This is a genomic window from Paenibacillus sp. J22FR83 (assembly GCF_059691955.1).
In genome coordinates this window covers 114,414-130,384 of record NZ_JCAUAM010000014.1, presented here as the reverse complement: position 1 = coordinate 130,384, position 15,971 = coordinate 114,414, and the positions used below count along the sequence as shown (strand labels likewise).

The window sequence follows — 15,971 nt, the reverse complement described above, 5'->3', positions numbered from 1 at the left end:
ATCCCTAACCCCTTCGAAATCTAGAAGGGGTTTTTATTCGTATTTCGGATAATTATCTCAACCAAAAGTATAAGTCATAAGAGTTATAACTTGAATTTAGGGGAGTGCTTGGTATGTTAAGAATGTTTAAACCGTTAGTTGCCCTTTTTGTAATTTGTTTAATCGGTTGTTTTTTCATTTCTTCGAAGACCTACGCTTCATCCACGTATGACGATGATGTCGCTTCGATCCTACCATCAAATGCATACTATTTTGAATCCAGTGGTGTCATGAAGAGGTTTTTAAAAGACAGTCAGTTGTTCGGTCAGATCCTAAAGGATAGGCAGTCAAATGTCATTTCCGATATGAAGAATATTGGCTCCGATGGATTTATGGATAAGACAATTGCAGGTGGTGTTGAAACAAACGCAGGGATTGACTTGTGGAGTTACGATCTCTCACAGCTTCAGCAAAGAAAAGAGAGTATGCTTGTTACCTTTCGGAGGGGTTCCACTCCTTATACGATATTCATACCTCGCGGTCAAAGGGAGGTTCCCATTCCGAATGATCCTGATGGGAGGACGATGTGGGTATCTGTAAATCAAGAAATCATAAGTGCATCTAGAAATGCCATCTCGCAGTATCTATACATGATCAAAGAGGGAATAATTATTGGCAGCCTTGCAAGCAGCTTCAATATTTATTCTATGTATCCTGAGCAGCAGGTTCCATTGAGCGATATCTTGCAAGACGCGAAGGATGGAACGGGTAACTCGTATCAAATTAAGTCCTCTCAGGTAACCATGAACTACTCTTTGGATGGTTTTTATAATCCGCTATTTGGCAAGATGGACTTAGCGGAGATTCTCGGAACGGGGTTCGATTGGAAAAGCAAGGTGAATGCAGTGAAGGTAACCTACGGCGGATCTCAGGATAATATAGCGATTGCTATATCCGACACGTTCCTTAATTTTATAATTCCAAAATCTCCACTAAGGGAGACACTTACCACAATTGATAACAACACGGTTTCGAGAGCCAATGGGGTAAAGTCGGTTAGTGCTCCCATTTCAGGGATCACTGCAGAACCCAAGAATTTGGTAGATGCCGGGATGCGTTTAATTGTTCCTTCCATGTTTGGTAAGAACGATGCTAAAAAATACCCTATACTGCCAGATAAAACAGGCTACAAACTTATTAATGGTGTAAGAATTGTCATTTCACAAAATATGGTGTATAAGATCGACGAGGATACAGGAAAAAGTGAGAAGTTGGATGATTACCTTTCGTTTGGTATCGATCCCAAGAGTTTGGTTCTTGGGTCAACAGTAACCTCGGATGGTCGAACAGTAGGGGCAGTTATTCCATTGTGGTATAAAGAGGTTATGGTAAACACCCAAGCTTCAGATCCAGAAACCTTGTATTATACTGGTCGAACGGTAAAAATGAGTAATAGTTACGACAGTAAGCTGACTCTAGATGGGTTAAATAGAGATTTGATTGGGGTAGATACGAAGACGTCAGGCTTACAAGAAATAGATGTGCGGAAATACGCATTCACGGAGGATGCAGATCACCTAACAAAGGCGGGGCACACTTCAATTGGTCAATTCCCTGATACATTTCACCTAAAACTGGTTTTTAACACTGCAGAAGGTGATGCTAAGGGGTTCAGTATCATTAGAAACAACTATTACATTAATGATTCGAGCCTACTTAATTGGTTGGCGAGTAATGAAGCTAAGGCAATGGTTGGTGTAAAAGCTGATGTATTAACGAAGCTAATTACTGGTGGAGATATTAAGTCCGATCCTAAGCCCTTGGACTATGGACAGTGGAACAAGTTGCAGGATATCAAAAAAGAGTTAGAAGCTTCACAAGATTCTCAATGGCAGGGCATCCTAAAGGTGATCGAGGTTGCAGCAGGAATTATTTTAATTGTTTATTCACTACTGTTGATCCTCGCTTACTGGTTAGATATCCTTAGTCCATACGACTTTAACCTTCTGAACTGGTTAACTTTCAAAAGACTTCATCCAATAACAAGTGATGAATTGAGTTACATCACAGATAGTATAGATACATATTACGTAACCTTCAAAGGCATCTTAATTGGGGTAATTTTCGTTATAGTTGTAGGGTTATTGTTCCTCTTTAACCTACCGCTTGATCTTTTAAGTTTGTTCCTTCATAAGATAGGATTATCTTAAGTATCTCCAAAATGTTGCACCTAGATTTTCCAAATAATATATTTAACCGATCCCTTCTTGTTCAGAAGGGATTTTTATTTTGTCTTTAGGAACCAAGGAAAAAGTTTATCACTCAAAAATCTACTTAAGAGAGAGCGGTGCAGATAAAACATTTAACATGAGACTAGAATGTCAACAATGCTGAAACCACAACATTGTGACTTACAAGTTTCGAACGTCAAACCACTTCCTGAGGTGATTCCATGAACCTACGCTTACTCGTCCTACTCATGTTCCTATTCACAACAATCCCAATATCAACATTCGCCGCCCAACCCAAAACAGATGAACACCGAATGCAGATCCCAGACTTCGACCAACCTCAAATGGAAGTCGCATGGTCGAAGCTCGGCACAGATGGATCAGTGCTTAGCATTGAGCGCAAGAGCAAAGTTAACCTCGAGATCACGGATGCTCGACTCTTCCGCTACGACAAGGTCACTGGCATCTTAACCTTCAGCAACACGAACTACAATGTCGCCACATCCAAATCAAGAGATCGAGCACTAGCATTATTCTTTGACGCCGTGAAGAAAGCCAAAGTTGATGAATCCACACAAACCTTTATCCATGAACGCTTGTCTGGTATCAGTTCAGATATAGCCGCCGCAATAGACCCAATCGTAATCAATCAAGAGCTGGATTTCCAGACAACCTACCGAGCTAAGCGTTTGATCGAGCCATACACTCCAATAACTAATCTAGTTTTTGGAGTTTTCCTAGTCCTTATCTCATTCTTCGCCATTCTTCGCCTACTAACCGACCTAGTTTATATTGCATTTTCCGTTACCGTTTTGGAGAAACGCTCAAAAAATAGTGGTAGGTATATTTTTATCAGCGGAGCAGCAGCTATAACAGAGAAGGAACGATTAGCAGATACAACTGGTGAATATAACGTCTGGGCTCACTACTTCAAACGTATTCTTTTGCGCTACATAATCTTAGCAATTACTATACTTTGCTTTATTACAGGAACAATTGGGCTAATTATCGAGTGGTTTATACAGATGGGTGACGTCATTCATTCCATATTCAGTTGAGCATTCCTTAACCACTCTAAGAAATCAATTTCAAGAGTATCTGTCACAAACCATTTATAACCGTAGTGGTGTTTAGCCTGAACCACCCAATAACCTCAACGGGGAGAGATGGAAATATGAAGAAGATAGTAAGAGTATTTTTATTAACCATAGCGATGCTCATGTGTCTAGGGGTAACCAGTGCCTTTGCAGCTACAGCAGAAGGGGATTTTACAATTGTTTCGAAGCTAGATCAAGAAGCAATGAAGCACATGTTCGAAGAGCTTCAACAAAACGGTAAAAGTGATGATGGTTCCACAATTAAAGTAACTCTAAAGGAACCTCATCCCACTGACATTACAGATAATACACTGATTAAGTACAATGGCACCAACAAATTATCTATGAACAAACAAGTTTTTTCATACGCCACAGAGAAAACAAAAAAGAAAGCCTTGAGTGACTTTGTACATGCACTACAAAGTTCAGCAGTTGATAAACAGACCCAAGAAGATATTATGGATTCCTACAATACTCTGAGTCCAGACATTTCTCGCATGATGATCCCACTAGCTTTGGACAACACGAAAGCCGATCTATACGGAGCTATGAAGATAATCAGCCCATTCCTTCCGTTTATTAGGCTGTTACTCGGTATAGGCGCAGTTATCATTTTCTTATTGTTAGGTTTTTACACCGTTGTTGATCTCTGCTTTATTGGTCTACCTATTGCTCGGGAATTTTTACAAAATAAAGGAGAGAAGAAGGGCGCTAAAATACCTTTTGTATCCGCAGATGCACTGTCGGTAATTAAAGAAGTTGAGACTAGTCTAGGTGATAGCTCGAACGGTTACAAGAACGGCTACCTACTTTACTTCAAACGTAGATCTTGGACTTACATCATCCTATCGGTCTGTGTCCTCTACTTGGTAGTAGGAGAGCTCGGTGGGCTTATCTCATGGTTATTGTCACTCGGCAGCGGAGTGGTATAGAGAAGTTAACAAATCAAGCCCCTTCTTCGGAAGGGGTTTTTGTTTTGCCTAAAAGAAGTACATATGCTCCTGAGGGGGCATTAATTGGACTTGCTGAGCCATTAGTTGTCAGCTAATATAAGGGGTTACAGGCTATTAATCCTTTAACAGTATGGTCTTTCAATAGAGATGCTGAAAATAAATTGACTTGAAGGTGTTATCGTGACTGATTTCGAAAATATGGACGGGTTGGAATTTGAAAAATTAATCTATAATTTGTTTGTAAAGCTTGGTTTTAGGGCACAAATCACTAAGGCAAGTGGTGATGGCGGGGTCGACATTGTAGCTAATTATGAAGGTTTACTATTTAAAGGTCTTTATCTGATTCAGTGTAAGCGATGGAAGGGTAAGGTTGGTGAACCTGAATTAAGGGATCTATATGGAACTGTCATTTCGGAGAATGCTTTAAAAGGAATTTTAGTAACTACGAGTTCATTTTCACGGCAAGCTGAGGAGTTCAGTAGAGGTAAGAATCTAGAGTTAATTGATGGTTCGAAGCTAAGTGAATTGTTACGAGCTTCTGAAATGGACAATACCGGCTTCTCTGGGGTAATAAAGAGTAGTGAGACCGTTGGCTTTCTTCAATCCCCGATGTTTGACAGTGATAAGTATCAACTTCTAGCTAAGCGTATAAATGATGATCCTTCAGTGGAACACCCACACAATGCTCTTATTAATTTACTTATGGATAAGGTGTTCGAGATGGGAGAGGAAGCTCGAACAAATGGGTTAATCAGTGAAACAATAGCTAGAATTAACGCATATAACCAGATCTTTGCAACGGGAAAAACGAAAGTAATGAAAGAAAGAAGAAATCAAACATATTACTATTTAGCGGTCATGGAACTCGCCAATGCTAACTATGGGAAGGCGTATGAAAATTTATTAAAGATTGAGTTACCTACGGTAACAGCTTTTTCAGGGACTTCAAGTCAAATAATGAATAACCACAGATGGTTTATCACAATAGCTTCTATTTTAGGGTTTGACAATGAGTTGGAAAGATTGTTAAGAGAATTTATCAAGGGCGTTCGTTTTAGAAATGGTGATACGGTTACCCACCCTGATTTAGCTTTACAATGCACTAATATCTTGCAAGGAATAATGAAGGTCAATGAGCTTGAACTGCAATACCCAAATAACAAGGTGATAAAGATGAGTGATTTCCTAGGTAAATTTAAAATCGTTCGCGAGATGATTGAGGAACATAGAGATTATGTAAGAAGTTTCGGGAAAGTTGATTAGAAGCGTGGCAGTACCTTGTCCTGTGTGAAAGTGGTGCGGTATCAAAGTAAAGGAATTTTCCTGACATTAGGTAACCCGAGCCGACCTTGTAATGTCCAATCGAACTACAATCAAGATTTTTCTTGCCCCTATCAGAAATATGGGGTATATTGGAAATAAGTAAATACATCGGAATGCGGAAGCACCGCATGATCGTCGACCCTTCGGGGTTGTCTTTCATGCGGTCTTTTTGCGTTCAATAACAAATTTGGAGGCGTTGATAATGAGTTGTGTATATTGTCAGAAGGAAGCTGAAATGCTGTTCAGTCATTTATCGCTTGATATGGGTTTGCTTTGTGTGGAGGACTACATGAAGCTTCACGGTTGCTGTGGGGTATGCTCGAAGAGTTTCATGCCGCTAACAGATGTTCATCCCGATACAGAGTATTGTGTAGAAGCCAAGTTTATTGGCATGGGCGATAAGAACATCATGGTATGCGACCGCTGCTACAATGCAATCCATAAGGAGTTCCCCCAGATGTTTGAGGAGCAGCGGTAATAGGTGTTAGTATGCTAATATGGTGAAATTTGTATAATCAACATGATAAGGTTAACGAAAAGATTTGATAATTATGACGGGGTGAGACAATTATGACCAATGATTTTCAGCAAATTTATACTAGTCATGGAAAAGATCAAGAAGTAAGTGATGCTATGGTTAAAGAATGCTTTGAGCGTGTTCCAGAAGCGGTTGATTTTTATGATTCAATACGAGAACGTATGATATCACATAACAAACCATTTATGATTCTACCTGCGGGTATAGAGAGAGCTCTGACAATTTTTGAGTGTGACGCCTTATACATCAAAATTGGCTTTACAGTAGATTCAGGTAAAGTACCTTCTTATTTAGTACATGAATTAGGTGAGGCTGATTATATATCAAAGGGGTTTCCAAAAACCTTTGATGAGGCTGAAAGAGGTTTTGCTCCAAGAATAATTGAGTGCTTTAGTCACCCGCATTGTAGAAGGGTTACAGAAGCTTGGGGACTGGCTGGATTAGAGGGTGAATTTCGAAGTGAGAGTATGATTGAAGCACGCTTAAAACTAGACTACGTGAAAGTGTATCCTCATGAGTGGGAATGTATTATGTATATCGTCTGGGCAATAAGTACATTTCCGGAATTATATGATCGAAGAGCTGAGATGCAGGGGTATGCGGCACATACCGAAAGTATCGAAGAACTATTATCAATTATTCAAAGCATAAATACGATGGAAGCTACTCCCTCAGAGGTTTTCACATGCATGGATGCGGTTGTTACAAAGCTTGAAGCTCTAGGTATGCCACAAATTATTGTTCAGTATTATTTTTGAAGTAGGCGTATGTCCACTCTGCAGCTGCTCGGATAAGTGGAGAACAGGCATAAGAGACATTACACATTCTTTAATCTTTAATTGTCAATCTGCTGTTAAAGGAAAATACTCTGTTGAATCGAAAAGGTAATAAACAAAACAATTTTGGAGTGATCTAATGGCATCTCTTTATTTAAGTGATATTCTGAGAAGGAATGGTCTTAATCCTGTAAGAGTTAAACTCATTCGTCATTCCCTAAATGATAAGGAATTTAACTTATGTTACCGAAATGGATTTCTGGATGAGTATCAGAAACTTCAAGCGGAGCGTTTCTTCAACGATTGTGACTACTTATTATCATTCATCAGTGCACCAGGAACGAGTGCAAAATTCATGGGTTGCTATACAGTTGGGTCAGGGCAGACCAATCATCCAACGCTCATGCCAGAGGGGTATCCTGCACCAAGCATGTTTAATTCGGACTGTTTTTATTTTGACTTGGTAAAATCCGAACTCCTAAACGATCTGGTTGGTCGTTTAATCATCGAGTGGGGTAAGGGCACGATCAAATGGGATCAAAAGGCAACCAATGAAAAGGCAGTGTTAGCAATACAAGAGAACCCCAAACTGGCTTTCTATGGATTTGAGAATGTTGTTTTGAGCTATGGTGAACTAAATGAAATTATAAAAGATGCTACCCTCTACGAGAGTTGGCATGCAGCATTATCATCGGTTAATGCTATTTATCTCATTACAGATCAGACTAATGGAAAATTATATGTCGGCTCTGCATATGGGTCAGGTGGTTTGTTATCTAGATGGAAAGATTATGTTGAGACTAAGCATGGTAGGAACAAAGGTATAATGGCGGTATTACGGGATGCACCTGACAGGTTTGCATATTTTCAGTTTAGTATATTGCAGATCTTACCTAAAACGGTAACCTCGGATGAGGTCATTGGAATCGAGAACCTCTATAAGAAGAAATTGCTTAGCATTACATATGGAATGAATGAGAATTAACCTGTATCGTAGCTTTAAGTTTTGGTGGGAGAGCTCCTTAGGGGGTAGCGAGAAGTCCGACCTTTAAGACCTTACGACCGATCAAAGTTATAGTAAGTGAGAGTTGGGTTCCATCCAGTCCCAATACTCGAATAGAAGCCCATGTGCACCTTTCATCCCTTAGGTCGCACATGGGCTTTTTGCTATGAAGGGGCATAAGGGGTAGAGTCTTGCTGTTCAACAGGTAATTTTAAATTTATTTAAGCCACTGATCCGCAAAGAGTCCCCTTATCTGCTCTATTTGGGGGTGAAAATACTAGTAGGTATTTTGTATAATGGTAGTAGTATGCTATTTCCAGAAAAGACCATTTCAGGGGGAGATCAATATTTCTGATCCGATAAAATTTTTACAGATAAAACTAACTCAAGTGGCTTCAAGACACTCTTCAGATAAAATAGCACTATTCCGTGGGTTTTACGCTGATATCGCTGATGAGCAGCTTAGAGAGTTGTTTGCAATATTTCATACGCAGTTTAATCATTTGTTCGAATTCATGAATCAAAAGCGCTACGCAAGTGGAGGTGGGCATTATAATGCAGCTCCGAGTAAAGAGCTCATTGATTTAATTGAACAGGTAAGGGTAATTCAAGCTACTCTTAAAGGCGATTACGCTTTTGAAATTAATGACTACTATGAAGAAATTATGGGAAAATGCAGGTCTTTTCTGTCGATAAGTGGGGGTAGTCCTATCCCTGAGGATTTCCCACCAATAATTATTATAGAGGACAAGCCCATTTTCACTCTAGCTGATACTATGACCATCCCAGGCACAATAGCAAGTGCCATTGCAAAAATGAAGCTTATTGGTGAGGGGTCCTACGCAAAGGTATTTAAGTATAAAGATCCACATTATAATTTATACTTTGCTGTTAAAAGGGCAGAGGGTGATTTACGACCAGATGAGTTGGATCGGTTTAAAAATGAATTCAACGATCTTCAAACCTTAGACAGTCCGTTTGTTATCAAAGCGTATTCCTATGATAGTGTTAAAAACGAATATGTAATGGAGTACGCTGACGAAACATTATACAAATACATAAACCGAAGCAATTCCACATTAGTCTTTAACAAGAGAAGAGTGTTAGTCGTACAACTACTACAGGCTTTTGATTCTATCCATTCTACTGGAATACTTCATCGAGACATCAGTTACACGAATATTTTATTAAAGCATTACGGTGACGGTGCTACTTTCTTAAAAGTCTCTGATTTTGGTCTGGTGAAGCGACCTGATAGCACATTAACCAGACAGGGAACAGAAGTTAAAGGGACTATTAATGATTACACGGACTTAACTGCGGTTGGTTTCGAGAATTATGAAATGAAACATGAGACCTATGCACTTGGACAAGTTATTTATTTTATCCTCACTGGTCGAACGAGTGGGTATCACCGCGAAACAAATGAAGCGTTAAAGGAATTCATATTAAAGGCAATTTCTCCTGATAAGAGCCAAAGGTTTGCCAGTATTGAGGAAATGAGGGAGGAACTATATACGAAGGTGTTCCAATCGCTTCGTAAAGAATCTACTGAGTAGGCGATTAGTAGATTTATAAACAAGACCACCCTATACGTAAATTTTTCCCGGGATCGGATTTGTAGAACCGCTGATCCAAGCGGAACAATTCCTAAGAAACTGGGGATTTTTGTTTTTATCTGACATGAAAGAAGGACAAACTTAGAATGAATCTCGATCCAGATTTTCTTAATAATGCAATGTATTCAATACCACTCATTAATGTGGCACTTCTACTAATATTATCAGGATTTGGCAAGGCGTTAAGCGAAATAGATGTTTTGGATTTCGAAGATGCTCGTTTGGTTCTTGTGTTAATTATCTTTAATCCTTTTTGTCTACTCTCATACTTTGGATATTGGGCATGGTGGTATGACGGTAAACGAACTGTGGATACATACTTGCCATTGATACTACATGCTTTTGAAATTGCTGTAATAACAGTGTTTTTTATTAGTCTATTTCGAAACATTATCAAAAATAAATTCATTTATAAGTTACTTGAAAGGATGGAATTAGGTGTTGGTTATGCAATAAGTGGGATATTAGGATTGGCGGGTTTATTAGTCGTCATTTGTATAATTGGACTCTTCCTATCACCTTTAATATATTTAATAATAGATCTTCTTGATGGGGGTCACGGTGGCGGAAACGTGGATTTGCCTGAGAATGATTGGGGTATGTTGAAAAACCAAGGAACTAGAGGTCGGTAATAAATAATGTTTGTGCTAGCAGACTCTGGGATAACACATCATTCTGGTTCGCCTAAGGGGGCGTTTCATACACCATTTTCTCTGAGATAAACAGTTGCTGTTTAAACGCATCCGTATATGTAATAGCCTTTGAAGAAATTAATTTCGCATGAAGATTATTAGATAAAAGTCTGATTGCTGGATCTGTAAATAATATTTGCTCATAACAGTCCCATCTTCTCATTTCCACTATAAATAAAAGTACCCTATCGATAGACTTTTTTAATTTATACGATGGGTGGTTTTTCTCTCCTACCGTTTGGGGTAAAATGGTTGTTAGGCACTCGGAACATGAAATGGGGAAGCATGTTGAATCCATATATCCTAGATAGCACTTTGCTCGACAAGTTCAAGCAAGCAGTACACGATCATGACGATTTCTTGATTAACACATACAAAAACTACAACGGTAAGAACTTAATTAATCTGATTTTCTCAGCGAAGGACTGGCTAACAGTCAGCGTGAATGGGTTGCCACACATTGACTTGAAGCACCAAAACGATGATTTCCGTTCGCTAAATGTTTTACAGCTGATTATGGCATACGATCTTGTAGTTCAATCAGTAAAGCAGCTTCATCGTGCATTTGGAATGAAGTACCCTCAGAAGGATAAATCAGTATTTAAGCAATCAATTCCTGACGACACTTACTTTCAACAGATACGTGCTAGTTTCGGAGCACATTCAGTAAACCTCGATAGTGCTGATGGGGTCAAGAACAACGCTAAGGACGATGCGGATAATGAAGAAAAGTACTTCGCTTCTTGGTCTAGCGATGTAGGGGGTAATGGAGACTATACGGTTTACCACTACAGCAACAATCCCGATAATGATCAACCAAAACCTCTATCAATGAGTTTTGCCAAAATTCATGAGTATACGGTAAAGCGATACTCCCTCTTATCTAATGTGGTAAGCATAATTGAGGAAAAGAAGCGCAATTTCGTCAAGAATCAGCGGCAGCGGACGATCAAACGCAGTTCCGACAATGTCGAGCAGCTTCAAATACTCTTAAAGGAAAATAATGCTCGGATAGGTGACAAATCGGGGTATCAATTCGAGATCGAGACGATGATCGAGCTGTTTACAGCTCCGCAAGATTTCCCCGAGCAAGAAAGAGAAGAGGTAGCTAAGTACCTGAAGTTCCTCGAGTTGTTAGTCGATGAGCTGTATGATGCACTCCAAGGCATGAAATTTGGGAGTGAAGATGATGACACTGATTCCGAAGATCTATCCCATTGGTATCTTTTGCATGCGAGACCAAACAGGTTAAAAGCGGTATCCTATGATCTCTCGAAAGTATTCGAATATCTAAACAATCCTTATTATGAACCATCATTACTAGAGTATCATATCAAGCGTCTCGTTGACGCAGGGGTATTGCCGCCTTTCGTAAGCCTAAAAACAGACAAGCTCGACCTGCAGCTCCTGCTATTGTCGAGACTTGCTGAGAAAGGTTAGTTCAGCAATTTTTCTAACCTATAGATAGAGCTTGATTTTATCGGAAGTAGTTTGGAGATAGCACCAATGTGCTGTCTCTTTTTATGTTGATTTCTGTCGATTTAATGGAAGGTATTAGGAGGTGATCTGTTGAATTATGGAGTATAGATGTGGCTTCGTGCTATAAGGGGGTTCCTGCTTTTGAAAGATGAAGATCAGCGGGTTGACGAGGAGAAGTTAAAGATTATGGACGCTTTGAAAGGTCTATTTAGCAGCAGTGATTCTCTTGATGATCTGAAACGAATGCGTGACTATAAGCCGATCCCTTTGAAGCGGAAAGGCGACATCGAATACGAGGTGAGGTATCAATCATTTCAGATCGAAGATGAAGGTCATCGTGTCCTCACTGTGTCAACCAACAAGTATAACGAACGAGTCATCGTATATCGCTTGTATTACGATGACGATCAAGACGATATCAATATCAATTTGCGTATTCGTGTTATTACAGATAAGGGGGTAATACTCCGAGACCCCAATATTTACTTACACGTAGATATTGAAGATCATTATATGGAAATAAGCGATATTCGTATCGAAGGTGTTCACGTTAATCGCGGATACGGCTCCATCGTCATGAACGAGATCCTAAAGCTCGCTCAGCAATTAGGTATCAAGTTCATCGATGGTTGGATTTCCGGTGTAGACTGGGGTCACATTGATCGGTCGGCTCACTTCTATCGGAAGTTCGGCTTTGAGGTAACGCTAAATGAGGGGTCTGGAAAGATCCTTTGGTTGAATGAGGAGCTTGGGGCTTCTCGGGAAGAGTTTGAGTTAGTATTAAAAGCCGATCCAATTGAAACAGATAAGTAGTCAATTCATTTACAATACAGAGGGTAAATAAGGAGGTATATTGTGCTTTCGGAGCAGAACTACATAAAAATCCTGAGTTATTTAGAGTAGCGATTATTGTAGATAGTCAAGTAGAATTGAATAATTATTTTTAAAAACGCTAAATGCAGAAAAGACTTAGGAATATTGCAGTTGGTGGATTTACGTAGATTCTATGGTTATGGAGTTTTCTTATGAGGTTTAGAGAAAAGGACAGTTTTAAGTCGAGGAGGAACGAAGTGAAAAAAATAATCAGTATTTTTATTGCGTTTATTATTAGTATTACATTAGTGGGTTGTACTGTAAATTCAAATGGACATGAAGATGAAGCAAAAACACCGTCAGTTTCAAGTATAAGCACAAAAGCAGAAAATAAAGCACCCTCTCCTGAAGTCAAGGAAGCAAGCGGAGTCTCTAGTGCTAGAAATGTAAGTGGATTCGATACAAAAACCAATAAAACGATTACTTGGGGTGGAATTGATTTTTCCTTTCCATCTTATTTCGATGTGTTAGACAAAGATTCTAAGGATGATTTGCTGCAATATTATCCTGAGGAAAAAGAATATTATGCATCTTTATTATTTCAGACTAAAGATTTTTCAGGGACCCAAGAAGATTTTAATAGTAAAATACCTTCGATTGTTAAGAGTACCTTGGAAGTAGCGAAAATTGCCAACTCGGATTTACAAAAATCAGAGAAAACAACAATTGCGGGTTTACCAGGTTGGACAATCACGTATACCATCCCTGACAGAAAAGGGAATGGGGTAACTTCTGCTGTGAGTTATTCATTTGCCTATAACATAGATGTTGAGAAAGTAGTCATGATCTCTTGCACATACGACAGCAATGATAAATCTCAATATGATTATTTAGGTGATTGCAAAAAAGTATTGAAAACAGCAAAGTTGGTTGAAAGTACAAAACCAAGCAATGATTTGTTTTCAGGATACAAACGTATTGAAGTGAATGCTTGTAATTTGTCGGGGCAACGTGAACCTAATGTCGTTGTGGATATTGGTTACGGGGATCGTGTTTATTGGGCATTTACAAACGAACATGGGCAACTAGTGCGAGTCATTGCCGAAAAAATCATTCTACAAGATGACAGTAAAGAGTCTGTATCATCGTCCGGTAGATATTGCTCTGATGAGGCGAAGGTTCCAGGTGTCGAAAGTGATGTGCTAGATGAAGGACATGTCATTGCTGATTCTCTCGGTGGGGTATCGAATGCATATAATATTACCCCGCAAGATAGCACACTCAATCGGCATGGTAATCAAGCGTATATGGAAGATACGATACGCAAAGCAGGCGGAGCAACGAATTTCGAAGCGATTATCACCTATACGAACACTAAAACGCAAATTCCTTCAAGTTATCAGTACACCTATACGTTAAAAGGTAACGTGATTGTCGATAAATTTGATAACGTGAACCCTGACAAGGTAAACGCATCACTTGGTTTGACAGGAGGAGATACTTCTAAACCTAATAGTACAAACACAAAGGGTGACCTTGCAAAAGTTGATACAAATGGAAATGGAAAAGTGACGATTAAAGAAGCAAAAGCGGCGGGCTTCAAGATGCCCATAACGAGGGATCATTGGTTATACCAATATATGGATGATGCTGATAACGATGGTATGGTAGGTGAGTAAGAATAACATAAATGAACGAAAGAACAGGCGTTTATGATTGTAATCAATGTCATCAATTTGGGTAAAGCTGTAATTATTTCGTAGAAGAACACATGGTAAGGCTGCTCTATCGCCCATCTTATGGGGTTCCAATTCTTTCATAGCAATCACCCAACCACCCATTCTCGCAGGGTGGTTTTTCTTTACCCACTCAGTTCTCACAATAAGGGTATGAACATTTTTGAAATACTTCGGAGTTAACTGGGTCGAGAAGCTTGTCACAATAAAACAACTACGGTAGAATACAACGATTAATAAATTTGGTAATAGCTAGGGGTGGTGAAATCAGTGGATATACGGGGCTTTTGGACACAAAACGTCATCTTTTACTCATCATCGGAAGAGGAGGGTATCGTCTTTCTCCCAGAAGAAACGGGATATCTTATTTGGCAAGGTCATGGTCATCTTGACATTGTTATCTTTAATTGGACTTTGGTAGATGGCAAGATCTCAATGGAAGGAGTAAAGGAACTCAGCTTCTTTCAAGGTGAGCTGATGATCCTCCCAACAAAGTTGAAGGTCACCGACATGGAACTCAGCCTAATCAATCGCCCCACCCCAGAAGGCAAAATGGTAGCTGCTCTCGAGTTCGCGGATTCAATCCGCAGTGGCTCCGACAGTCGGTATGGCTTCGTAACCAAGGACGTATGGAGTCTTGAGTTCTTTCAAAACCTGCAAGCCGTTCTAACCGAACATACCAAGGGTTTAACCTAACCCAACCACCCCGAGTGTGCCAACTCAGGGTGGTTTTCTCTTTTAATACGAGTCGGTGAGGAGGGTATTCGATGAATGTTGAGTTTAGAGATTTAACAATAGGGGTAGAAGTCGAATTTAGCGGTATAACTCGACTGCAAGCTACTCAAGTCTTAGTAAGTTTCTTTGGAACGACTTACGTTAAATACGGAGGATTTGAAAATGAGGAGTTTAGCATTCCAGATCAACAGTCCCGAATTTGGCGAATCGTCAAGGACAATTCGGTAGATGCACAGCGTAAATCAGGAAATACCGTCATCCCTGCAACAGAAGAATTCAAATGCGAGTTGATCAGTCCTATTTTGAGGTATTCTGACCTCCCCACAGTATTGGGGGTAGTTGCCGCGCTCAAGCTTGAAGGTGCGATAACCGGCGCAAACTGCGGAATCCACGTCCACATTGACGCATCGTTGTTCACTCCAAAGTCCTTACGCACTTTATGTAACTTGGTTTACTCAAAACAGTATCTGTTAACCAACGCACTGAGCGTAAGGCAGTCCCGCAAGCAGCAATACTGCGAGGATCTCAGTGAATACTTTATCGAAACGCTCAACGAAGTGAAGCCAGAGACCTTCGAGAATTTCGCCAGGGTGTGGTATTCAGGCTACAACGCTACAGAAGCTGCCCGAGCTATTAGAAGGAATGACTCACGTTACAAAGTGCTCAATCTCCATAACCTATTGTCGGGTAGATTCAAGGCTGTCGAGTACAGACTTTTTAATAGCTCTCTCGAAGCCGTGCACATCCAAACATACATTCAGCTATGCTTGTTGATTACGGCAACTGCCCTAAGACAAAAGAAGGCTATCACCAGAATAACAATGTCAGATAATAACCGCTTTAATTTCAGGGTATTTCTTCTGAAAGCAGGTGCAATTGGCGAAGAGTTCCGTGAAATGCGCTTGTTGCTCTTGAAACACTTAGAAGGCGACTCTGGTCGCCGCCGCCCATCCCTCAAGCCAGAATCAGTATCAAGCCACATTTAGTAATTCCAAAC

Annotated in this window: 13 protein-coding genes and 1 pseudogene; all 14 read left to right on the top strand. The window is 39.9% G+C overall.

Translation table 11 applies throughout. From position 1 onward, the window contains the following. The first annotated feature begins 113 nt into the window (after positions 1 to 113). Positions 114 to 2,189: a hypothetical protein gene (locus AC58PV_RS24510; protein WP_497435171.1), complete on the top strand. Its 2,076-nt coding sequence runs from the start codon at positions 114 to 116 to the stop codon at positions 2,187 to 2,189. 242 nt (positions 2,190 to 2,431) lie between these two features. Continuing rightward, complete coding sequence (locus tag AC58PV_RS24505) at positions 2,432 to 3,268, top strand: hypothetical protein (RefSeq protein WP_497435170.1); 837 nt, start codon at positions 2,432 to 2,434, stop codon at positions 3,266 to 3,268. Positions 3,269 to 3,384: 116 nt separating this feature from the next. After that, positions 3,385 to 4,239 carry a hypothetical protein gene (locus AC58PV_RS24500; protein ID WP_497435169.1) on the top strand — a complete coding sequence of 285 codons (855 nt, stop codon included), beginning with the start codon at positions 3,385 to 3,387 and terminating at the stop codon, positions 4,237 to 4,239. 201 nt (positions 4,240 to 4,440) lie between these two features. Then, positions 4,441 to 5,523, top strand: coding sequence for a restriction endonuclease (locus AC58PV_RS24495; RefSeq protein WP_497435168.1), 1,083 nt, complete (start codon positions 4,441 to 4,443; stop codon positions 5,521 to 5,523). A 262-nt stretch (positions 5,524 to 5,785) separates the two neighbouring features. Continuing rightward, the gene (locus AC58PV_RS24490) at positions 5,786 to 6,061 is read left to right on the top strand and encodes a hypothetical protein (RefSeq protein WP_497435166.1); all 276 of its coding nucleotides are present in this window, start codon (positions 5,786 to 5,788) and stop codon (positions 6,059 to 6,061) included. A gap of 92 nt (positions 6,062 to 6,153) precedes the next feature. Then, positions 6,154 to 6,879, top strand: a complete 726-nt coding sequence (locus AC58PV_RS24485) for a hypothetical protein (protein WP_497435165.1) — start codon at positions 6,154 to 6,156, stop codon at positions 6,877 to 6,879. Positions 6,880 to 7,036: 157 nt separating this feature from the next. After that, positions 7,037 to 7,882 (top strand): GIY-YIG nuclease family protein, encoded by an 846-nt coding sequence (locus AC58PV_RS24480; RefSeq protein ID WP_497435164.1) that lies wholly within the window; start codon positions 7,037 to 7,039, stop codon positions 7,880 to 7,882. A gap of 314 nt (positions 7,883 to 8,196) precedes the next feature. After that, a complete protein-coding gene (locus AC58PV_RS24475) occupies positions 8,197 to 9,459 on the top strand; it encodes a serine/threonine protein kinase (protein ID WP_497435162.1) in 1,263 nt (420 codons plus the stop codon). A 146-nt stretch (positions 9,460 to 9,605) separates the two neighbouring features. Continuing rightward, a complete protein-coding gene (locus AC58PV_RS24470) occupies positions 9,606 to 10,151 on the top strand; it encodes a hypothetical protein (RefSeq protein ID WP_497435161.1) in 546 nt (181 codons plus the stop codon). A 345-nt stretch (positions 10,152 to 10,496) separates the two neighbouring features. Next, complete coding sequence (locus tag AC58PV_RS24465) at positions 10,497 to 11,651, top strand: hypothetical protein (protein ID WP_497435160.1); 1,155 nt, start codon at positions 10,497 to 10,499, stop codon at positions 11,649 to 11,651. 180 nt (positions 11,652 to 11,831) lie between these two features. Then, positions 11,832 to 12,503 (top strand): GNAT family N-acetyltransferase, encoded by a 672-nt coding sequence (locus AC58PV_RS24460; protein ID WP_497435159.1) that lies wholly within the window; start codon positions 11,832 to 11,834, stop codon positions 12,501 to 12,503. 941 nt (positions 12,504 to 13,444) lie between these two features. Then, positions 13,445 to 14,182, top strand: a pseudogene (locus AC58PV_RS24455) (DNA/RNA non-specific endonuclease); the annotation flags it as partial. A 327-nt stretch (positions 14,183 to 14,509) separates the two neighbouring features. After that, positions 14,510 to 14,935 carry a hypothetical protein gene (locus tag AC58PV_RS24450; RefSeq protein WP_497435158.1) on the top strand — a complete coding sequence of 142 codons (426 nt, stop codon included), beginning with the start codon at positions 14,510 to 14,512 and terminating at the stop codon, positions 14,933 to 14,935. Between the two features lie 71 nt (positions 14,936 to 15,006). Continuing rightward, positions 15,007 to 15,960: an amidoligase family protein gene (locus tag AC58PV_RS24445; protein ID WP_497435156.1), complete on the top strand. Its 954-nt coding sequence runs from the start codon at positions 15,007 to 15,009 to the stop codon at positions 15,958 to 15,960. Positions 15,961 to 15,971: the final 11 nt, after the last annotated feature.